The sequence below is a fragment of the Amycolatopsis sp. NPDC049868 genome, assembly GCF_044461365.1.
GTDB lineage: Bacteria > Actinomycetota > Actinomycetes > Mycobacteriales > Pseudonocardiaceae > Amycolatopsis.
Genome location: NZ_JBITKV010000003.1, coordinates 500,050 through 519,381, shown reverse-complemented (window position 1 = coordinate 519,381; position 19,332 = coordinate 500,050). Strand labels below are relative to the sequence as shown.

Annotated in this window: 17 protein-coding genes; all 17 read right to left on the bottom strand. The window is 68.2% G+C overall.

Annotated elements, in window-relative coordinates; all coding sequences use genetic code 11:
- Positions 1-14: 14 nt before the first annotated feature.
- Positions 15-800, bottom strand: coding sequence for an alpha/beta fold hydrolase (locus tag ACIBTM_RS16045; RefSeq protein ID WP_395877287.1), 786 nt, complete (start codon positions 798-800; stop codon positions 15-17).
- A gap of 97 nt (positions 801-897) precedes the next feature.
- Positions 898-2,463 carry an NADH-quinone oxidoreductase subunit NuoN gene (gene nuoN, locus ACIBTM_RS16040; RefSeq protein ID WP_037332903.1) on the bottom strand — a complete coding sequence of 522 codons (1,566 nt, stop codon included), beginning with the start codon at positions 2,461-2,463 and terminating at the stop codon, positions 898-900.
- 3 nt (positions 2,464-2,466) lie between these two features.
- Entirely contained in the window at positions 2,467-4,017 is a 1,551-nt protein-coding gene (locus tag ACIBTM_RS16035; protein WP_395877285.1) for an NADH-quinone oxidoreductase subunit M, read from the bottom strand.
- 175 nt (positions 4,018-4,192) lie between these two features.
- Positions 4,193-6,091 carry an NADH-quinone oxidoreductase subunit L gene (nuoL, locus tag ACIBTM_RS16030; RefSeq protein ID WP_395877283.1) on the bottom strand — a complete coding sequence of 633 codons (1,899 nt, stop codon included), beginning with the start codon at positions 6,089-6,091 and terminating at the stop codon, positions 4,193-4,195.
- 12 nt (positions 6,092-6,103) lie between these two features.
- Positions 6,104-6,403, bottom strand: coding sequence for an NADH-quinone oxidoreductase subunit NuoK (gene nuoK / locus ACIBTM_RS16025; RefSeq protein WP_005151882.1), 300 nt, complete (start codon positions 6,401-6,403; stop codon positions 6,104-6,106).
- Positions 6,400-7,245 (bottom strand): NADH-quinone oxidoreductase subunit J, encoded by an 846-nt coding sequence (locus tag ACIBTM_RS16020; RefSeq protein WP_350576156.1) that lies wholly within the window; start codon positions 7,243-7,245, stop codon positions 6,400-6,402. Before ACIBTM_RS16020 ends, nuoK begins: the two co-directional genes overlap by 4 nt.
- Positions 7,242-7,787, bottom strand: a complete 546-nt coding sequence (nuoI, locus tag ACIBTM_RS16015; protein WP_038520061.1) for an NADH-quinone oxidoreductase subunit NuoI — start codon at positions 7,785-7,787, stop codon at positions 7,242-7,244. Before nuoI ends, ACIBTM_RS16020 begins: the two co-directional genes overlap by 4 nt.
- Entirely contained in the window at positions 7,774-9,111 is a 1,338-nt protein-coding gene (gene nuoH, locus ACIBTM_RS16010; protein WP_395877281.1) for an NADH-quinone oxidoreductase subunit NuoH, read from the bottom strand. Before nuoH ends, nuoI begins: the two co-directional genes overlap by 14 nt.
- Positions 9,108-11,588 carry an NADH-quinone oxidoreductase subunit G gene (locus ACIBTM_RS16005; protein WP_395877279.1) on the bottom strand — a complete coding sequence of 827 codons (2,481 nt, stop codon included), beginning with the start codon at positions 11,586-11,588 and terminating at the stop codon, positions 9,108-9,110. The genes nuoH and ACIBTM_RS16005 overlap by 4 nt, the downstream gene beginning before the upstream one ends.
- Positions 11,585-12,865, bottom strand: a complete 1,281-nt coding sequence (nuoF, locus tag ACIBTM_RS16000) for an NADH-quinone oxidoreductase subunit NuoF (RefSeq protein ID WP_016330964.1) — start codon at positions 12,863-12,865, stop codon at positions 11,585-11,587. Before nuoF ends, ACIBTM_RS16005 begins: the two co-directional genes overlap by 4 nt.
- Positions 12,865-13,737, bottom strand: coding sequence for an NADH-quinone oxidoreductase subunit NuoE (gene nuoE, locus ACIBTM_RS15995; RefSeq protein ID WP_395877277.1), 873 nt, complete (start codon positions 13,735-13,737; stop codon positions 12,865-12,867). Before nuoE ends, nuoF begins: the two co-directional genes overlap by 1 nt.
- Positions 13,734-15,065: an NADH-quinone oxidoreductase subunit D gene (locus tag ACIBTM_RS15990; RefSeq protein WP_395877275.1), complete on the bottom strand. Its 1,332-nt coding sequence runs from the start codon at positions 15,063-15,065 to the stop codon at positions 13,734-13,736. The genes nuoE and ACIBTM_RS15990 overlap by 4 nt, the downstream gene beginning before the upstream one ends.
- Entirely contained in the window at positions 15,062-15,826 is a 765-nt protein-coding gene (locus ACIBTM_RS15985) for an NADH-quinone oxidoreductase subunit C (RefSeq protein WP_395877273.1), read from the bottom strand. The genes ACIBTM_RS15990 and ACIBTM_RS15985 overlap by 4 nt, the downstream gene beginning before the upstream one ends.
- A 5-nt stretch (positions 15,827-15,831) precedes the next feature.
- Positions 15,832-16,380, bottom strand: a complete 549-nt coding sequence (locus ACIBTM_RS15980; protein ID WP_005151847.1) for an NADH-quinone oxidoreductase subunit B family protein — start codon at positions 16,378-16,380, stop codon at positions 15,832-15,834.
- Positions 16,381-16,386: 6 nt separating this feature from the next.
- A complete protein-coding gene (locus ACIBTM_RS15975; RefSeq protein ID WP_039922573.1) occupies positions 16,387-16,794 on the bottom strand; it encodes an NADH-quinone oxidoreductase subunit A in 408 nt (135 codons plus the stop codon).
- A 495-nt stretch (positions 16,795-17,289) separates the two neighbouring features.
- Positions 17,290-18,579: a geranylgeranyl reductase family protein gene (locus ACIBTM_RS15970; RefSeq protein ID WP_395877272.1), complete on the bottom strand. Its 1,290-nt coding sequence runs from the start codon at positions 18,577-18,579 to the stop codon at positions 17,290-17,292.
- Positions 18,576-19,280, bottom strand: a complete 705-nt coding sequence (locus ACIBTM_RS15965; RefSeq protein WP_240595956.1) for a demethylmenaquinone methyltransferase — start codon at positions 19,278-19,280, stop codon at positions 18,576-18,578. Before ACIBTM_RS15965 ends, ACIBTM_RS15970 begins: the two co-directional genes overlap by 4 nt.
- Positions 19,281-19,332 lie beyond the last annotated feature (52 nt).

Below are 19,332 nucleotides of genomic sequence, written 5' to 3'. Positions count from 1 at the left end.
TGCGGCCCGGCAAGTCATTCCCCGAGGCGGGCGACCTCGCGAACGGCCTCGGAGATAGCGGGGAAGTCCTTCTTCAGCAGCGCCCCGTGGTTGCTCTCGACCTTCGCGCTCACCTTGATGTCCGGGTTGCGGGTGGTCACCGCGTCGAGCCCCGCTCGGATCTTCTCCTGCTCATCCCCCTTGCTGCCGAAGGACGTTCCCGAGGCGACCACGTACCGCGTCGGCACGGTGATGCCGTCGAGCACCGGGCCCAGCTCGGCCGCCCGCGAGAGCTTGCCGAGTTCGATGTTGCTTTCCGCCTGCTGTGCGGCGGTCATCCGCGGTGCCAGGCCGGTCGGGCGCAGCAGCGGCATGACCAGGTTCAGCCGCTTGAACAGCTTCCGGATCCGCTGTTCCATGGCGTCGTCCAGCCAGTCGTACGGGAACGCGCCGTCGACGAGCACCGCGCCGATGGTCCGCTCCGGGTTCCGGGCGGCCCAGTGCGCCGCGACGACCGCGCCGTAGGACCAGCCCACGACGATGGCCCGATCCACGCCGCGGGCCGCGAGGACGGCGTCGACGTCGCGGACGGCGGCCTCGAAGGAGTAGTCCGCGGAACGGCGGGACTTGCCGCGGGCCCGCTCGTCGTAGGTGATGTGGCGGAAGTCCGAGCCCAGGTCGGCGAGGATCCGCCGCCAGTAGCCCTGTGTCGCGAACTGGCCGTTGAGGTAGATGACCGGGATGCCGGGGCCACCGGTGTCGGTGACGGCCAGCGCGGTGTCTTCGACGGGGAGCATTCCGGTCCAGGAAGAGGAAGTCATGAGGGAACTATCGAGGTCCGGCCTGACACCACCCTGACTTCGCCCTGACACGGAAAGGCCCCCTCACGACAGCGAGGGGGCCTTTCGCGAACCGGGACTACTTGAGGGCGAAACCGCCGGAGCCCGCCCAGTCGAGCGCGAACGCCGGGAGCAGGCCGAGCACCAGCGTGACGATGACGCCGAGCGTGATCGCCGTGGTGGTGAACGCGCCGGGCACGGTGACGGTCGGGCCGTCGGGCGCCGGCTCGGAGAAGTACATCAGCACGATCACCCGCAGGTAGAAGAACGCGGCGACGGCGCTGAAGATCAGGGCGACGACGACCAGCGGCGCCATCCCGTCGGACAGGGCCGCCGAGAACACCACGAACTTGCCGACGAAGCCACTGGTCAGCGGGATACCGGCCAGCGCGAGCAGCAGGAAGGTGAACACGCCCGCCAATACCGGAGACCGCTTCGCCAGGCCCGCCCAGGCGGAAAGGTGCGTCGCCTCACCGTTCGAGTCCCGCACCAGCGAGACGACACCGAACGCGGCGAGCGTGGTGAAGCCGTAGGCCAGCAGGTAGAACAGCGTGCTCGACAGGCCTTCCTCGGTCATCGCGATCGCACCGACGAGCAGGAACCCGGCGTGCGCGATGGACGAGTAGGCGATCATGCGCTTCACGTCGGTCTGCGTCAGGCCCAGCACCGCGCCGATCAGCATCGAGATGATCGCGACCGCCCAGAGCACGCCGCGCCATTCCCAGCTGGTCGACTCGAACGCCACCTGGAACACCCGCAGGATCCCGCCGAACGCGGCGACCTTGGTGCAGGCGCCCATGAACGCGGTGACCGGCGTCGGCGCGCCCTGGTAGACGTCCGGGGTCCAGGTGTGGAACGGGCCGACGGAACCCTTGAACAGCAGGCCGACCGCGAGCAGCCCGAGCCCGGCGAACAGCAGCGTGTCCGACCGGTCCGAGCCGGCGGCGGCGTTGGCGATGTCCGACAGCTTCACGGAGTTCGCGTAGCCGTAGAGCAACGCGAGACCGTAGAGGAAGAACGCCGACGAGAACGCGCCCAGCAGGAAGTACTTGACCGCGGACTCCTGCGAGAGCAGGCGACGGCGACGGGCCAGACCGCACATGAGGTACAGCGGCAGGCTCAGCACTTCGAGCGCGATGAACATGGTGAGCAGGTCGTTGGCCGCGACGAACGCCATCATGCCGCCGAGCGCGAACAGCGTCAGCGGGAAGACCTCGGTCTGCATTCCGGTGGTGCCGACCTGCGCGCGGTCCTGGACCGTGCCGGGGCGGATACCGGCCTGCGCGACGAACGCGCCGCCCGGCTCGACCGAGCGGTCCGCGATCAGCAGCAGCGCGCCCAGCGCGAGCGCCAGCAGCGTGCCCCACAGGAACAGCGACGGCCGGTCGACGGCGATGGCACCGCTGAAGGTCGTGACGCCGCCCTTCGGTGCCGAAGTGCTGGCGTACCAGGCCAGGAAGACGCCCGCCGCCCCGATCCCGACCAGGGACAGGAAGACCTGCGAAGGCCACCGCATGTGCTTGGGCAGGAAGGCTTCGAGCAACACGCTGACACACGCGGCCCCGAGGATGATCAGGATCGGCGTGACGGCGAAGTAGTCGATCGACGGCACCTGCACCGGTGGCGCCTGAGTCAAGAAGAGCACGGTTTACTTGCCTCCCTGCACGGACGACATGGTCGCCTGCACCGACGGGGTGATCGTGTCGAGCACCGGCTTGGGATAGAACCCGAGCGCGATGATCAGCACGACCATCGGCGCCAGGATCGCGATCTCCTTGCCGCCGAGGTCCTTGATGGTCTTCTTCGCGCCGAGCTCCGGAGCGATGGCCGTACCAGGGCCGCCGCCGGCGCCGATCAGGGCGTCGCCGCGGACGGGGCCCTGCATGACGCGCTGGTAGAGCCAGAGCACGTAAGCCGCGGCCAGCACCATGCCGACCGTCGCGATGATCGTGTACACCGGGTAGTCCACAAAGGACCCCAGCAGCACCAGGAACTCACTGATGAACGAGTTCGTGCCGGGCAGGGACAAAGTGGACAGACCGGCGATGAGCAGCATCCCGCCGAGCAGCGGGGTCACCTTCGCCATGCCGCCGTAGTCGGAGATCCTGGTGGATCCGCCCCGCATCACGATCAGGCCGACGACCACGATCAGCATGCCGGTGGCGAGGCTGTGGTTCAGCATGTACGACACCGAGCCGACCATCGCCTGCTCGTTGAAGGTGAAGATGCCCAGCGCGATGAACCCGAAGTGGGCGATCGACACGTAGGCGATGAACCGCTTCATGTCGCGCTGCCCGGCCGCGAGGATCGATCCGTAAAGGACACCCGCGACGGCGAGCACCAGCACCCACGGCGCGAGTTCCTTGCTGGCGTCGGGGAACATCGGGAGGCAGTAGCGCAGGAACCCGAAGGTGCCGACCTTGTCCAGCACGCCGACCAGCAGGACCGCGACGCCGATGGGCGCCTGCCCCGCGGCGTCCGGCAGCCAGGTGTGGAACGGCACCAAAGGGGCCTTGATCGCGAACGCGAGGAAGAACCCGAGGAACAGCCAGATCTGCGTGCCCAGCGGGGCGTCGCGGACGACCGTGACGAGGGTTTCCCAGTCGAAGCTGCCCTTGCCGAGCTTGTCCGACGCCAGCGAGTAGGCCCCGATCGCCGAGGCCAGCATGATCAGGCCGCCGAGGAACGAGTACAGGAAGAACTTGACCGCCGCGTACTGCCGGTTCGCGCCGCCGTAGCCGCCGATCAGGAAGTACATCGGGATCAGCATGATCTCGAACAGCACGTAGAACAGGAAGACGTCGGTCGCGGCGAACACCGCGATGGTCAGCGCCTCCTGCACCAGGATCAGCGACAGGAACCCGCCCGCCGAGCGCCCGGCCGGGAGCTTGTCGGTCAGGCCCAGCGCGCCGACCACGATCGGCACCAGCAGGCCGATGACCGCGATCATCACCAGCGCGATGCCGTCGATGCCGAACGAGATGTGGATGCCGAAGTTCGGGATCCAGTCCATCGAGGACTTCTGCTGGATGCGGTCCCCCGAAGGCGTGTAGCTCGCCCACATCGGGATCACCAGCAGGAACGTCAGGAGCGACACCACGAGCGCGGTGAGCGTCGCGAGCCTGTCGTTCTTCTTCATCCCCGCGACGACCGCGGCGCCGACCAGCGGCAGCAGGATGGTTGCGAGTACCAGTGTCATGGGTGGGTCCTCACGGGAGTCGCGGCAGCCGAATCAACCACAGAGCGCGCCCCGGCCGAAGGCCCCGCGATTGCGGGGGCAGGGCGCCCTGACTCGAGACCTGGGCTGGTCAGCGGAAGTCGCGCCCTGTCGACGCAATCGCGGAGGCGCGCAGGCCGCGTGGTGGCTTTTGCGGTCATGCGAACCTCACCAGCAGAAGTGCCGCCAGAAGCAGGAATGTGCCGCCCAGCATGGACAGTGCGTACGAGCGGACGAAGCCGGTCTGCAGGCGGCGCAGGCGCCCGGATCCGCCGCCGAGCGCGGCGGCGAGGCCGTTGACGGCGCCGTCGACGCCGCGGTTGTCCACGTAGACCAGCGCCCTGGCGAGCCAGGTGCCCGGGCGGGCGACCAGCGTCTCGTTCAGGGTGTTGCCGTAGAGGTCGTTGCGCGCGGCCTTGACCACGGCCGAGACCCGCTCGGGGCGTTCCACCGGAACGTCCTTACGGCCGACGAAGAGCCATGCCGCCGCCGCGCCGAGCACCGAAAGCGCCACGGTGAGGATCGGGACCAGCGCGTGCGGGATGACACTGTGGCCACCCTCCTCAAGCGGACCGACCACCGGCGAAAGCCATTCGGCGAACCGGTCGCCGAGGGCGAAGAACGCACCGGCGCCGACCGAGCCGATGGCCAGGATGATCATCGGCCACTTCATCACCGCGGGCGATTCGTGCGGGTGGAAGTCACGGCCGTCGCTGCTCTTGATCTCCTTCCAGCGTTCCTTGCCGAAGAAGGTCATCACCATCAGGCGCGTCATGTAGAACGCGGTGAGCCCGGCGCCGAGCAGTGCCGCGCCGCCCATCACCCAGCCGCGCCAGCCGCCCTGCGACAGCGCCGCTTCGATGATCGCGTCCTTGGTGAAGAAGCCCGACAGCGGCGGGATGCCGATCAGCGCCAGGTAGCCGAGGGCGAAGGTCCAGAAGGTGACCGGCAGGTGCTTGCGCAGCCCGCCGTACTTCCGCATGTCGACCTCGTCGTTCATGGCGTGCATGACCGAACCGGCCCCGAGGAACAGCCCTGCCTTGAAGAAACCGTGCGCCACCAGGTGCATGATGCCGAGCGCGTAGGCGATCGGCCCGAGGCCGACGGCGAGCATCATGTAACCGATCTGGCTGACCGTGGAGTACGCCAGGACCTTCTTGATGTCGTCGTAGGCGCAGCCGATGATGCACCCGATCAGCAGCGTGACCGTGCCGACGAGGGTGACGATCAGGCGGCCGTCCGCGGTGGCGTTGAAGATCTCGTGCGCCCGGGCGACCAGGTAGACGCCGGCGGTGACCATCGTCGCCGCGTGGATGAGGGCCGAGACCGGGGTCGGGCCCTCCATCGCGTCGGGGAGCCAGGCCTGCAGCGGGAACTGACCGGACTTACCGCAGGCGCCCAGCAGCAGCAGGATCGCGATCGCGGTGACCGCGCCGGTCGGGATCTGGCCGACGGCGCCGAAGACCTCGGCGTAACCGGTGCTCCCGACGTACTTGAACATCAGGAAGATCGCCAGCGCCAGCCCGACGTCACCGACGCGGTTCATCAGGAACGCCTTCTTCGCCGCGGTGGCCGCGGACGGGCGGTCCTGGTACCAGCCGATGAGCAGGTACGACGCGAGACCCACGCCCTCCCAGCCGAGGTACAGCGTCACGAAGCTGTTGCCCAGCACCAGGATCAGCATCGAGGCGACGAACAGGTTGAGGTACGCGAAGAACCTCGACCGGTCGCGGTCCTCGGCCATGTAGCCGATCGAGTAGAAGTGGATCAGCATGCCGACGCCGGTGATCAGCAGCACGAACGTCAGCGAAAGCGCGTCGATCCGGAGCCCGAAGTCGACCTGCAGCGCCGAAACCGGGATCCACGAGAACAGCTTGACGTCCGCGGTGGCCTTCGTGTCGGCCGTGAAGAACAGGATCAGGCCGTACACGAAGGACAGTGAGACGGTCGCACTGCCGAGGAGATGTCCCCAGCCCCTGGCCCGCTTGCCCGCCAGCAAAAGAATAAGGGCGCCGAGAGCCGGGAAGGCCACCAGCAGCCACGATGATGCGGTCACTCTCGGTGCTCCCTAGTACTTCAGCAGGTTGGTGTCGTCGACCGAGGCCGAGCGCCGGGTGCGGAAGATCGCCATGATGATCGCGAGCCCCACCACGACCTCGGCGGCGGCGACGACCATCACGAAGAACGCCATCACCTGGCCGTCGAGCGACCCGTTGATCCGGGCGAACGTGACCAGGGACAGGTTCGCCGCGTTCAGCATCAGCTCGATGCACATGAACACGACGATCGCGTTGCGGCGCACCAGCACCCCGACCGCGCCGATGGCGAACAGCAGCGCGGACAGGAGCAGGTAGTACGTCGGGGTCATTCCTTCTCCCCTTCAGACTTGCCGACCAGAGCGTGGGCGTCGGGACCCTCTTCCGTCCCGGCGACCTGCTTCCGCTCGGTTTCCAGCTGTGCGGCCGAAGTCGACTCGATGATCTCCGAGAGCGACTCCCTGGCGATCGAGCCGTCGGGCAGCAGCGCCGGGGTGGCGACCGAGTTGGCCGTGGCGAAGACACCCGGGCCGGGCAGCGGCGAAGGCCGGTCGTGTTTGCCGGTGAACCGGTCGACGACGAGTTCCTTCTGGTTCTTCTTGCCGCCCTTGGCGTGCCGGTCGGTGAACGCCAGCACCATCGCGCCGAGCGCGGCGGTGATCAGCAGCGCCGAGGTCAGCTCGAACGGGAACAGATACTTGGTGAAGATCAGCCGCCCCAGCCCGCCGGGGCCACCGCCGTCGAGGTTCGCCGGGTCGCGCGGCAGCGCCGGGGTGACGTTGGCCAGCGCGCGGGCGAGCCCCGCGGCGAGCAGCCCGCCGACGCCGATACCGAGCAGGGTCGCCATGACCCGCTGCCCGCGCAGCACTTCGACGACCGAGTCGGAACTCTCCCGGCCGACCAGCATCAGCACGAACAGGAACAGCATCATGATCGCGCCGGTGTAGACGATGATCTGCGTGAAGCCGAGGAACGGCGCCTGCTGGATCATGTACAGCGCGCCGAGGCACAGCATCGTGAGGACCAGCCACAGCGCCGAGTGCACGGCGTTGCGGGAGAAGATCATGCCGAGTCCGCCGAGCAGCGCGAGCGGGCCGAGCACCCAGAACGCGATGGTCTCGCCGGTGGTGATCCCGGCCGAAACGTCCGTCTGCGCAAGGAAAGCCGTGATCACTTGACGGCCTCCGCTTCGGTGGCCCCGGTGGGCTTGCGCGCGAGTTCGGGACCGTTGACGTAGTAGTCCTGCTCGTTGTCGCCCAGTCGCATCGGGTGCGGCGGCTGCTCCATACCGGGCAGCAGCGGCGCGAGGAGGTCTTCCTTGGTGTAGATCAACCGCTGCCGGTCGTCGTCGGCCAGCTCGTAGAAGTTGATCATCGTCAGGGACCGGGTGGGGCAGGCCTCGACGCACAACCCGCAGCCGATGCAGCGCAGGTAGTTGATCTGGTAGTCGGCGCCGTACCGCTCACCGGGCGAGTACCGCGCCTCTTCGGTGTTGTCGCCGCCTTCGACGAAGATCGCGTCCGCCGGACAGGCCCACGCGCACAGCTCGCAGCCGACGCATTTCTCCAGCCCGTCCGGATGCCGGTTGAGCTGGTGCCTGCCGTGGTAACGCGGAGCCGCGGGGGCGCCCGCCTCCGGGTACTCCTCGGTGGCGACCTTCTTGAACATCATGCCGAAGGTGACACCGAAACCCTTGATGGGATCAAACATCCCCATCGCCGGCCTCCCTTCCACTGGAAACCGCCGCGGGCTTGCGTTTGGCAGCCCGGGCTTCGGCCTTCGCGAGGGCCTTCTGACGCGGGGTCTTCTCCGGGACCTGCAGGTCGAGCGGCGGTACGGGGAACCCGCCGCCGGTCACCGGGACGTAGTCGTCTTCCGGGACCTTCTTGTCCGGCAGCAGCAGGCTCAGGATGACGACGACGAGGATGAGCGCGCCGCCGCCGATGAGGATCTGCGGGGTGGACAGGCCACCCGAGTTCTTGATCGCGCGGACCGTGACGATCACGACGATCCAGACCAGGTTGACCGGCACCAGGACCTTCCAGCCCAGCCGCATGAACTGGTCGTACCGCAGCCGCGGCAGCGTGCCGCGCAGCCAGATGAAGCCGAACAGCAGGATGAACAGCTTGGCGGAGAACCAGATCAGCGGGAGCCAGCCCTGGTTGAGCGCGTGATCCGCGCTCACGAACGGGAACTTCCAGCCACCGAGGAACAACGTGGTCGCGAACGCCGAAACGATCACCATGTTGACGTACTCGGCGAGGAAGAACATCGCGAACTTCATCGAGCTGTACTCGGTGTGGAAACCGCCGACCAGCTCGGATTCGGCCTCGGGGAGGTCGAACGGCGCGCGGTTGGTCTCACCGACCATGGAGATCAGGTAGATCACGAAACTCGGCAGCAGCAGGTAGAAGTACCAGCCGGTCTGCTGCGATTCGACGATCGCCGAGGTGGACATCGAGCCCGAGTAGAGGATCACGCCCACGATCGACAGGCCCATCGCGATCTCGTAGGAGATCACCTGAGCCGCGCTTCGCAGACCGCCGAGCAGCGGATACGGCGAGCCGGACGACCAGCCGGCCAGCACCAGGCCGTACACACCGATCGAGGAGCAGGCCAGGATCACCAGCACGCCGACCGGCAGGTCGACCAGCTGGAGCACGGTCCGCTCACCGAAGATCGAGACGACCGGGCCGAACGGGATCGCCGCCAGCGCGATCAGCGCGGGCACCGCGGAGATCACCGGCGCGAGGAAGTACACCTTGCGGTCGGCGGTGTCCGGGATGATCTGTTCCTTGAACGGCAGCTTGATCGCGTCCGCGAGGGACTGCAGGTAGCCGCCGGGCCCGACCCGGTTGGGGCCGGGACGGTTCTGCATCCGGCCGACCGCCTTGCGCTCCCAGACGATCAGGAAGATCGTCAGGATCGGGCCGATCAGCAGGATGACGACCGTCTTGAGCAGGACCAGCCACAACGGGTCGTCCGCCAGCAGCGCCGCCCGCTCGGCGGCGTCCGGCATCTGGCTGAGCAACGGAGTCACTTCTCACCTCCGGTGAGGGTGACGGCCGAGCCGTGACCGGCCGCGAGCGCGGCGCGGACGGCCGAGCCGTCGGAGTTGCCCGGGAGCCACACGACGCCGTCCGGCAGATCGGCGACCTCGATCGGCAACGTGATGGAACCGCGTTCGGTGGAGACCTTGACGCTGCCGCCCAGGCCTTCGGCGGTCTTCGCCGAGAGCTTGGCGACGACCTCGCGCTGCGTGCCCTTGAGATGCGGCTCGCCGTCCTGCAGCGAACCGTTGTCGATCAGCTGCCGCCAGGTGGCGAGGAGGACCTGGCCGTCCTTGGGCTCGGCGCGTGCAATGAACGGTCCGTTACTTGCGAATTCCGCAAGGAACGGCCCGTTCCTGGCAGGCAGCTTGGCCAGATCGGCGGCCGAAGCGGCCGGGGTCTGGGTGAACAGGTCCGCGTCCATCTCGACGGCGAGGGTGTCGAGCACCCGGCAGTCCGGCAGGGCGCCGGTGCCTTCGAGGGTGACGGCGAACTCGCGGCGGCGACCTTCCCAGTTCAGGTAGCTGCCCGCCTTCTCGACCGCCGGGGCGATCGGGAGGACGACGTCCGCGTGCTCGGTGACCCCGCTGTGCCGCAGTTCCAGGCTCACCACGAACTTCGCGTTTTCGAGCGCGCGGCGGGCCAGATCCGGGTCCGGCAGGTCGTCCGGGTCGACGCCGCCGACGAGCAGGCCGTCGATGTCCTGGCCGGAAGCAGCCTTGAGGATCGCGGTGGTGTCGCGGCCTTCCGTGGCGGGAAGCGTGACGCCCCAAGCCTTTTCGACCTCGGCGCGAGCCTCGGCGTCGGTGACCGGGCGGCCGCCGGGCAGCAGCGTCGGCGCCGCGCCCGCCGCCAGTGCACCGCGTTCACCCGCGCGACGCGGGATCCACGCGAGCCGGGCGCCGGTGCGCTCCACCAGGCGGTGCAGGGCCGAGAAGAGACCCGGGACCTCGGCGGCCCGCTCGCCGACGAGGATCACCGCCCCTTCGGCGGCCAGTGCCTGGTCGACGTCCTGCGCGTGCTGCGCGATGCCGTCGATCGCGGCGGCCTCGGAGCCCGGAGCGCAGGCCAGCAGTTCGCCGAAGGTCTTGCGGACCGACGAGGTGGTCCACTGTCCCAAGTGGACGACGCGGGTGCGGTTCTTGCGGGCCGCCTTGCGCAGCCGCAGGAACACGATCGGCGCCTCGTCCTCCGGCTCGAACGCGACGCACAGCACCGTGCGCGCCCGCTCGATCTCGCGGAAGGTGACGCCGCTTTCCGGCGTCGTCCCGACCACGTGCGACGCGAGGAAGCCCAGCTCCTCGGCCGAATGCGGGCGAGCCCGGAAGTCGATGTCGTTGGTGCCCAAGGCGATCCGTGCGAACTTCGAGTACGCGTAGGCGTCCTCGACGGTCAGACGGCCACCGGTCAGCACCGCGGCGCCCTTGCCGTCACGTGCCTTGGCCAGCCCTTCGGCGGCCGCGCGCAGCGCGTCGGTCCAGGAAGCCTCTTCGAGCACGCCGTCGGCGTTGCGGACCAGCGGACGGCGGATGCGGTCGTCCGCGGTCGAGTAACGGAACGCGAAGCGGCCCTTGTCGCAGAGCCACTCTTCGTTGACCTCGGGGTCGTCGCCCGCGAGCTTCCGCATGACCTTGCCGCGGCGGAAGTCGGTCCGCTCGGCGCAGCCGGACGAGCAGTGCTCGCACACGCTCGGCGAGGACACCAGGTCGAACGGCCGCGAACGGAACCGGTACGCGGCCGAGGTCAGCGCGCCGACCGGGCAGATCTGGATGACGTTGCCGGAGAAGTACGACTGGAACGGCTGCCCCGACGTGGTCCGGGAAGCCAGGTCCAGCACGTCCGCGGTCTCGGCGGTGCCGATCTGCTGGTGGGCGCCGCGTTCGAGCAGCTCGATGAACGGGTCGCCGGCGATCTCGCGGGAGAACCGGGTGCAGCGCTGGCAGAGCACGCAGCGCTCCCGGTCCAGCAGCACCTGCGAGGAGATCGGCAGCGGCTTCGCGAAGGTCCGCTTCTGGTCGACGAACCGGGAGTCCGCGCGGCCGTGCGCGAGCGCCTGGTTCTGCAGCGGGCATTCGCCGCCCTTGTCGCAGATCGGGCAGTCCAGCGGGTGGTTGATGAGCAGCAGCTCCATCACACCCTGCTGGGCCTTGTCCGCGACGGCCGAGGTCAGCTGGGTCTTCACGACCATGCCGTCGGCGACCGTCATGGTGCACGAGGCCTGCGGCTTCGGCATCGGACGGCCGCCCATTTCGACCTCGACCAGGCACTGGCGGCAGGCGCCCGCCGGGTCGAGCAGCGGGTGGTCGCAGAAGCGCGGGATGACCGTGCCGAGCCGTTCGGCGGTGCGGATCAGCAGCTCGCCCTTGGGCGCGATGACCTCTTCACCGTCGATGACCAGCTTGACGTGGCCCTCGGGGACCGGAGTGTCCTCTGTGGACGTCCCGGGCTTGTCGGGTGCGATCGTCATGCCTGCGCCCCCACCAATTCGCGCTTGTTTGCTTGACACAAAGCCAGGAATTCATCCCGGAAGTACTTGATCCCGCTCTGGATCGGCGAGACCGCGCCGTCGCCGAGGGCGCAGAACGAGCGGCCGAGGATGTTGTCGCAGACGTCGAGCAGGGTGTCGATGTCCTCCTCGGTGCCCTTGCCCTCGACCATGCGCTCCAGGATCTGCGCCAGCCAGTACGTGCCCTCGCGGCAGGGCGTGCACTTGCCGCAGGACTCGTGCTCGTAGAACTGCGTCCACTTCATCACGGCCCACGGCACGGAAACGGTCTCGTTGAAGACCTGCACGGCCGTCGTGCCCAGCATCGACCCGGCCTCCGCCGCGCCTTCGAAGTCCAGCGGAACATCGAGGTGCTCCGCGGTGAACATCGGCGTGGACGAACCACCCGGCGTCCAGAACTTCAGCGGGATGCCGTCCTTCATGCCGCCCGCCATGTCCAGCAGCTCGCGCAGCGTGGTGCCGAGCGGGCATTCGTACTGGCCGGGCTTCTCGACGTGGCCGGAGATCGAGTAGATCTTCGGGCCGGGCGACTTCTCGCGGCCCATCTCGCGGAACCAGCTCGAACCGCCGTTGACGATGTACGGCGCGCTGGCGATGGTCTCGACGTTGTTCACCGTGGTCGGCGCGGCGTACAGGCCCGCGGCGGCCGGGAACGGCGGCTTGAGCCGCGGCTGGCCGCGACGGCCTTCCAGGGAGTCCAGCAGCGCCGTCTCCTCGCCGCAGATGTACGCCCCGGCGCCCGCGTGCACGGTGATGTCGAGGTCGAATCCGGAGTCGAGGATGTTCTTGCCGAGGTAGCCCGCTTCGTACGCCTCGCGCACGGCCGCGTTGAGGCGGCGGATGCAGTGCAGCGCCTCGCCGCGGACGTAGATGAAGCAGTGGTGCGAACGCATCGCGTACGAGGCGATGATGCAGCCCTCGATCAGCGAGTGCGGGTCCGCCATCATCAGCGGGATGTCCTTGCAGGTACCCGGCTCGCCCTCGTCGGCGTTGATGACGAGGTAGTGCGGCTTGTCCTCGTTCGGGGGCATGAAGGACCACTTGATGCCGGCCGGGAAGCCCGCGCCGCCACGGCCGCGGAGGCCGGAGTCCTTGACCAGCTGGACGATCTGCTCGGGAGTGGCCTTGAGCGCCTTGCGGATCGCGGTGTAGCCCTCTAGAGCTTCGTAGGACTGGATCGTCCAGGAGTTGGGCGAAAGCCAGCGCTTCGTGAGGACCGGAGTGATGGGATCGGCCATTACTTCTTCTCCACTTCCGGAAGCGGAACGTCCTTCATCGCGGGCGCGGTCCAGCCGCGGTCCTGCGCGACCTGCGCTCCCCGCAGGGTCTCGACGGCCTGCGAAGGACCGTCGACGTCCGTGCGGTACTGCTGCGCGTCCTCCGGGAAGAACCCGGCGAGCTGCAGCTCGGCGCCCTTGAAGTTCGTCAGCGGCGCGCCGCGCGTCGGAGCGGGCTTCTTGCCCGCCTGCAACGCGTCGACCAGCGCGACGGCCTTGTCCTCGGTCTGGTTGTCGAAGTACTCGTAGTTGACCTGGATGACCGGGGCGAGGTCACAGGCCGCGAGACATTCGGCGTGTTCCAGCGTGATCGAGCCGGGCTCGTTCGGCGTGCCCGCGGTCTCGTTGTGCCCCAACGGCTTCTCGTCGGAGCCGAGGTGCGTCTGGAGCTTCTTGTAGATCGCGTCGCCACCCATGGCCGCGCACAAGGTGTTGGTGCAGACGCTCACCAGGTGCTCGCCGCACGGACGGCGCTTGTACATGGTGTAGAACGTCGCGACCGCGCTGACCTCGGCGTCGGAAAGGTCCAGGTTCCGCGCGCAGAAGGCGATGCCCTCCTGGCTCACGTAACCCTGCACCGACTGCACGAGGTGCAGCATCGGCAGCAGCGCCGACCGCGACTGCGGGTACCGCGCGATCAGCTCCTGCGCCTTGGCGTAGGTGTCGGCGTCGAAGATGTCTTCGAGCTTCGCGTTCTCCAGGATCCCCTCCGCCTCGGCGGGATCCGGCGCGATCGCGATCACGTCGACGTCACCACCGGCGGCGATGTGGGTCTGCTCGGCCAGGCTGGTGCCGGGCTCGGGCGTGGGTGTCGTTTCGGGCTGGGTGCTCAACGGTCCACTCCCCCCATGACGGGGTCGATCGAGGCGATGGCGGCGATCACGTCGGCCACCAGGCCGCCTTCCGCCATCGCGGGCATCGACTGCAGGTTCACGAAGCTCGGTTCGCGCACGTGGACCCGCAGCGGCCTGGTGCCGCCGTCGGAGACCAGGTGCACGCCGAGTTCGCCGCGCGGCGACTCCACCGAGGTGTAGGTCTGGCCCGGCGGGACCTTGAAGCCCTCGGTGACCAGCTTGAAGTGATGGATCAGCGATTCCATCGACTGGCCCATGATCTTGCGGACGTGCTCGAGCGAGTTGCCCATGCCGTCGCTGCCGATCGAGAGCTGCGCCGGCCAGGCGACCTTCTTGTCCTCGACCATGACCGGGCCCGGCTCGAGCTTCTTGAGGCACTGCTTGATGATCCGCAGGCTCTGGTGCATCTCCTCGACGCGCAGCAGGTAGCGCGCCCAGCAGTCCGCCTCGGTGGAGGTCGGGATGTCGAACTCGAACTCCTCGTAGCGGGAGTACGGCTCGGTCTTGCGCATGTCCCACGGGAGACCGGCGCTGCGCAGCACCGGGCCGGTGACGCCGAGCGCGAGGCAGGCGTCGACCGGCAGGTACCCGACGCCCTTGAGCCGGTTGCGCCAGATCGGCTGACCGGTGAAGAGCTTGTCGTACAAGGGAAGCCGCTCGTCCATCGTCTTGACGAACGCGCTGACCACCTCGTGGTAGTCGGCGGGCATGTCCTGCGCGAGCCCGCCGGGGCGGATGAACGCGTGGTTCATCCGGAGACCGGTGAGGTGCTCCAGCAGGTGCAGGACCTCTTCGCGCTCACGGAACCCGAGCGTCATCGCCGTGGTGGCACCGAGTTCCATCCCGCCGGTGGCGATGTAGACCAGGTGCGAACCGATGCGGTTGATCTCCAGCAGCATCACGCGCAGCAGCTCGGCGCGGCGCGGGGCCTGGATGCCGAGCAGCTTCTCGACGCCGAGGCAGTACGCCATCTCGGTCGAGAGCGGGGCGAGGTAGTCCATGCGCGTCACGAAGGTGACGCCCTGGGTCCACGTGCGGTACTCGCAGTTCTTCTCGATCCCGGTGTGCAGGTAGCCGATGACCGAGCGGAGCTGGGTGACGGTCTCGCCCTCCATCTCCAGCACGAGCCGGAGCACGCCGTGCGTCGACGGGTGCTGCGGGCCCATGTTGATGACCATGCGCTCGTCGTGGCGGGAGTCCTCGATGAGGTCTTCCCAGTCACCGCCGGAAACGGTGTAGACGCGGCCTTCGGTCGTGTCGCGGGAGTCGGCTTCGGGAACTTCGGTTGCTTCTTCGTGAACGCTCACGAGTACGACCTCCGCTGGTCCGGCGGCGGGATCTCCGCGCCCTTGTATTCGACCGGGATCCCGCCGAGCGGGTAGTCCTTGCGCTGGGGGTGGCCGTCCCAGTCGTCCGGCATGAGGATGCGGGTCAGCGCCGGGTGGCCGTCGTAGACGATGCCGAACATGTCCCACGCTTCCCGCTCCTGCCAGTCGGCCGTCGGGTAGACCCCGACCAGCGACGGGACATGCGGGTCTTCGATGTCGAGGGTGACCTCGAGCCGGATGCGGCGGCGGTAGGTCATCGACGTGAAGTGGTAGACCGAGTGCAGCCGCTGCGGGACGTCGACGCCGTAGTCGACGCCGGACACCGAGCTGAGCAGTTCGAAGCGGAGACCGGCGTCGTCGCGCAGAACCTTGGCGATCTCGACGAGGTGCTCGCGGGAGACGTAGAAGGTGATCTCGCCGCGATCGACCGTGGTCTGCTGGATCGCGCTCGCCGGGATCTTGTTGTCCGCCAAGGCCGCGTAGAACTCGTCGGCGAACTCGTCGAACCAGCCGCCGTACGGGCGCTCCGCCGGGGGCGGGCTGTACGCGGGAAGGCGGACGCCGCCGTAACCGGAGGTGTCACCGGTGCCGCGGACACCGAACATGCCCTGGCGCTCTTTACCGGTGACGACCGGCTCGGCCGGACGGACGCCCTGCGGCTCGAGGCCGGCTTCGGGACGCTCGGCGCTGGACTGCTCGCCGCCCGTCTCGGGGACTTCGGGGGTCTGATCTTCGGGCACGTCGCTCACTTCTTCGCGTACTTGATCGAGGAGGCGATCAGCTCGGTGCGCTCACCGCTGGCGGCGCGGATCGCGGCCCGGCGGGCGTTGATCGGCTCGTCCTGGATCTTGGCGTGCAGCTTCAAAATCGCGTCGAGCAGCATCTCGGGGCGTGGCGGGCAGCCGGGGAGGTACATGTCGACCGGGACGATGTGGTCGACGCCCTGCACCACGGCGTAGTTGTTGAACATGCCGCCGGACGAGGCGCAGACGCCCATCGCCAGCACCCACTTGGGCTCGGCCATCTGGTCGTAGATCTGGCGGAGCACCGGCGCCATCTTCTGCGTGACGCGGCCGGCGACGATCATCAGATCCGCCTGGCGCGGCGTCGCGCTGAAGCGCTCCATGCCGAAGCGGGCGATGTCGTAGCGGGAACCGCCGACGGTCATCATCTCGATCGCGCAGCAGGCGAGACCGAAGGTGGCGGGCCACATGGAGTTCTTACGGGCCCAGTTCACCAGGCCTTCGAGGCTGGCCAGGAGGATGCCGTTGGGGAGTTTTTCTTCGAGGCCCATGCTTCTCTAGTTCCAATCCAGGCCGCCGCGACGCCATACGTAGGCGTACGCGAAACCGACCGTCGCGATGAACAGCACGATCTCCACCAGGCCGAACATGCCCAGCGCGTCCGCGGAGACCGCGAACGGGTAGAGGAAGACCATCTCGATGTCGAACAGGATGAACAGCATCGCGGTGATGTAGTACGCGACCGGCATCCGGCCGCCGCCGACGACCGGCTGCGGCGACGGTTCGATACCGCATTCATAGGCCGCGAGCTTCGCCTTGTTGGCCCGGCTCGGGCCGACGAGCGGGCCGAGCAGCACCGAGAGCACCGCGAATCCGAGTGCGAGGACGAACAGGAGGACCAAGGGGAGGTACATGTCCAGGTTGGGCACCGAAGGGGTGCTCGCCTGGGTCAGCACGGGCAACATCAGCACGGGGTTTTCGCCATCCTTTCCGCGCCGCTGCGGTTTTCGAGTCGGGGTTCACCGCTTCCCTCGGTCGGCACCCTAAGTCACCTGGGTCACACCGCCGAGGGTTAGGCAACCCTTACGGGCCGTGCATGACGGCCCCCTTGCTTGTGAAATAGTTCACAAGCCTCCCGTCGAGGATGTGAAGCGATTCACAAAGCATGGCCCGAGTGTAGGACGTGACTCACATTCTTGTCCCTAGGCCCCGTGCTATAAGGCTGCCCTAACTTGGCCGCACGGCCAGTACGGTTACTTCCGGCACGCGATACCGATGACCTGCGACGTCGTTCTCAAGATCGGCTTCGCGGGGCTGTTTGACCACATTTGTCCTGTGACCGATACCACTGCGCGGAGTACCCGTGACTGGTCCAGACGTGTGGGAGCCCGAAGTGCGTGAAGGCCCCCTTCCCTCGGCTGAGCCGAGGGAAGGGGGCCTTCACGCGAGTTGCGAAAGTGTCAGCGCGGAGAGGGGGTGGCCCGCGCCAGAGCGGCGATCAGCCGGTCGACGCCGTCCCCGCCCTTGGCGTCGTAGCAACCCGAAAGTCCCTTGTAGACCAACGGAAGGATCGAGTTGATCCGCAGTCCGTACTTCGTCGCCGCGTGCATGATCTTCGGCTTCCCGATCAGCTTCGCGAACACGTTGCCGAGCCGGTAGTAGCCGCCCATCAGCTCCGCGACGGCGCGCGGGTAACCCTCCAGCGCCCGCTCACGCGAAGGTCCTTCGCGCCGCGCCAGCGCCTGCACGACGAACTCCGACGCCAGCTGCGCGGACTCCATCGCGGCCGAGATGCCCTCGCCGTTGAACGGGCTGACCATGCCGCCGGCGTCGCCGAGCAGGAGCAGGCCGTCGCGGTAGTGCGGGGTGCGGTTGAAACCCATCGGGAGACCCGCGCCACCGACCTTGCCGATGGCGTTCTCCTCGCGGTAGCCCCATTCCTCGGGCGTCCCGTCGAGCCACTGGCGCAGCAGCGCGCGGTAGTCGGTGCTGCGGAACGCGGCCGACGTCGACAGCATGCCGAGGCCGACGTTCACCGTGCCGTCGCCCAGCGGGAACGCCCAGCCGTAGCCGGGCAGCAGCTTGGGGTCGCGCGGGTCCGAGCGGTCCCACAGCTCCAGGTGGCCCTCGATGAACGGGTCGTCGTGGCGCGGGCTCTTGTAGTACTGCCGCACCGCGACGCCCATCGGGCGCTTCTCGTTCTTCTGGATGCCGACGCTCAGCGCGAGCCGCGCGGAGACGCCGTCGCAGGCCAGCACCAGCGGAGCGCGGTAGCTCACCGGCGTCTTCTCCGGGCCGACCTTGGCCTCGACGCCGATCACGCGACCGGTCGGGCTGGTGACGGCTCCGGTGACGGTGGTGCGCTCGTAGAGCCGCGCGCCCGCCTTCACCGCGGTCTTCGCGAGCAGGTCGTCGAAGTCCTGACGGGTCCGCGAAACACCGTACGGCGGGTAGCTCGTCAGATCCGGCCAGTCCAGTTCCAGCGTGAGCTCGCCGGTGAGGATCCGCAGGCCGCGGCTGTGCACCCAGCCCGCGTCCTCGCTGGTGTCGATCCCCAGGTCGATGAGCTGCTTGACGCCGCGCGGGGTCAGGCCGTCGCCGCACACCTTCTCGCGCGGGAACTCGGTCTTCTCCAGCAGCAGCACGTCGACACCCGCGCGGGCGAGGTACGTGGCGGCGGTGGAGCCGGCCGGTCCGGCACCGACGACGATGACTTCGGCGTCGTGGTCTGCGTTGCGACGGTTGGTCATGCGCGCGAGTTTACGGATGGCTTCTTCGCACGGTGGATGGCGACGACGCCGAACGTGAGGTTCAGCCACTCCACCTCGGTCCACCCGGCGCTCGCGATGATCTCGCCCAGCGTCCGCTGATCCGGCCACGCCAGCATGGATTCGGCCAGGTAGGAGTAGGCCTCGGGGTTCGACGAGGTCCTGGCGCCGACCCAGGTCAGCAGCTTCGCGATGAACTTCCGGTGCAGGAACCGGATCGGCGGGAATGTGGGCGTCGACACCTCGCAGATCACCAGACGGCCGCCCGGTTTGACCACCCGCGCGATCTCGGTGAGCGCGGCCTTGGTGTCGACGAAGTTCCGCAGCGCGAGCGAGATGGTCACCGCGTCGAAGCTGTCGTCGGCGAACGGCAGCTTCATCGCGTCGGCGGCCACCATGGGGACGCCGCGATGCTTGCCCGCCTTGAGCATGCCGACCGAGAAGTCCGCCGCGAGGCACCACGCGCCGTTGCGCGCGTACTCGACGGTGGACACGCCGGTGCCCGCCGCGAGGTCCAGCACCTTCTCCCCGCGTTTGGCATCCAGCACACGGCCGGTGATGGTGCGCCAGCGGCGGTCGAAGCCGAAGGTCATGAACGAATTCGCGCGGTCGTAGCCGTCCGCGACGTCGTCGAACATGGCGGCGACTTCGTGCGGATCCTTGTCAAGACTCGCTCGGGACATACCCGCACACTACTTCGCTCGTCCTGAGGGATCGCGGCCAAGCGGGAGCAAA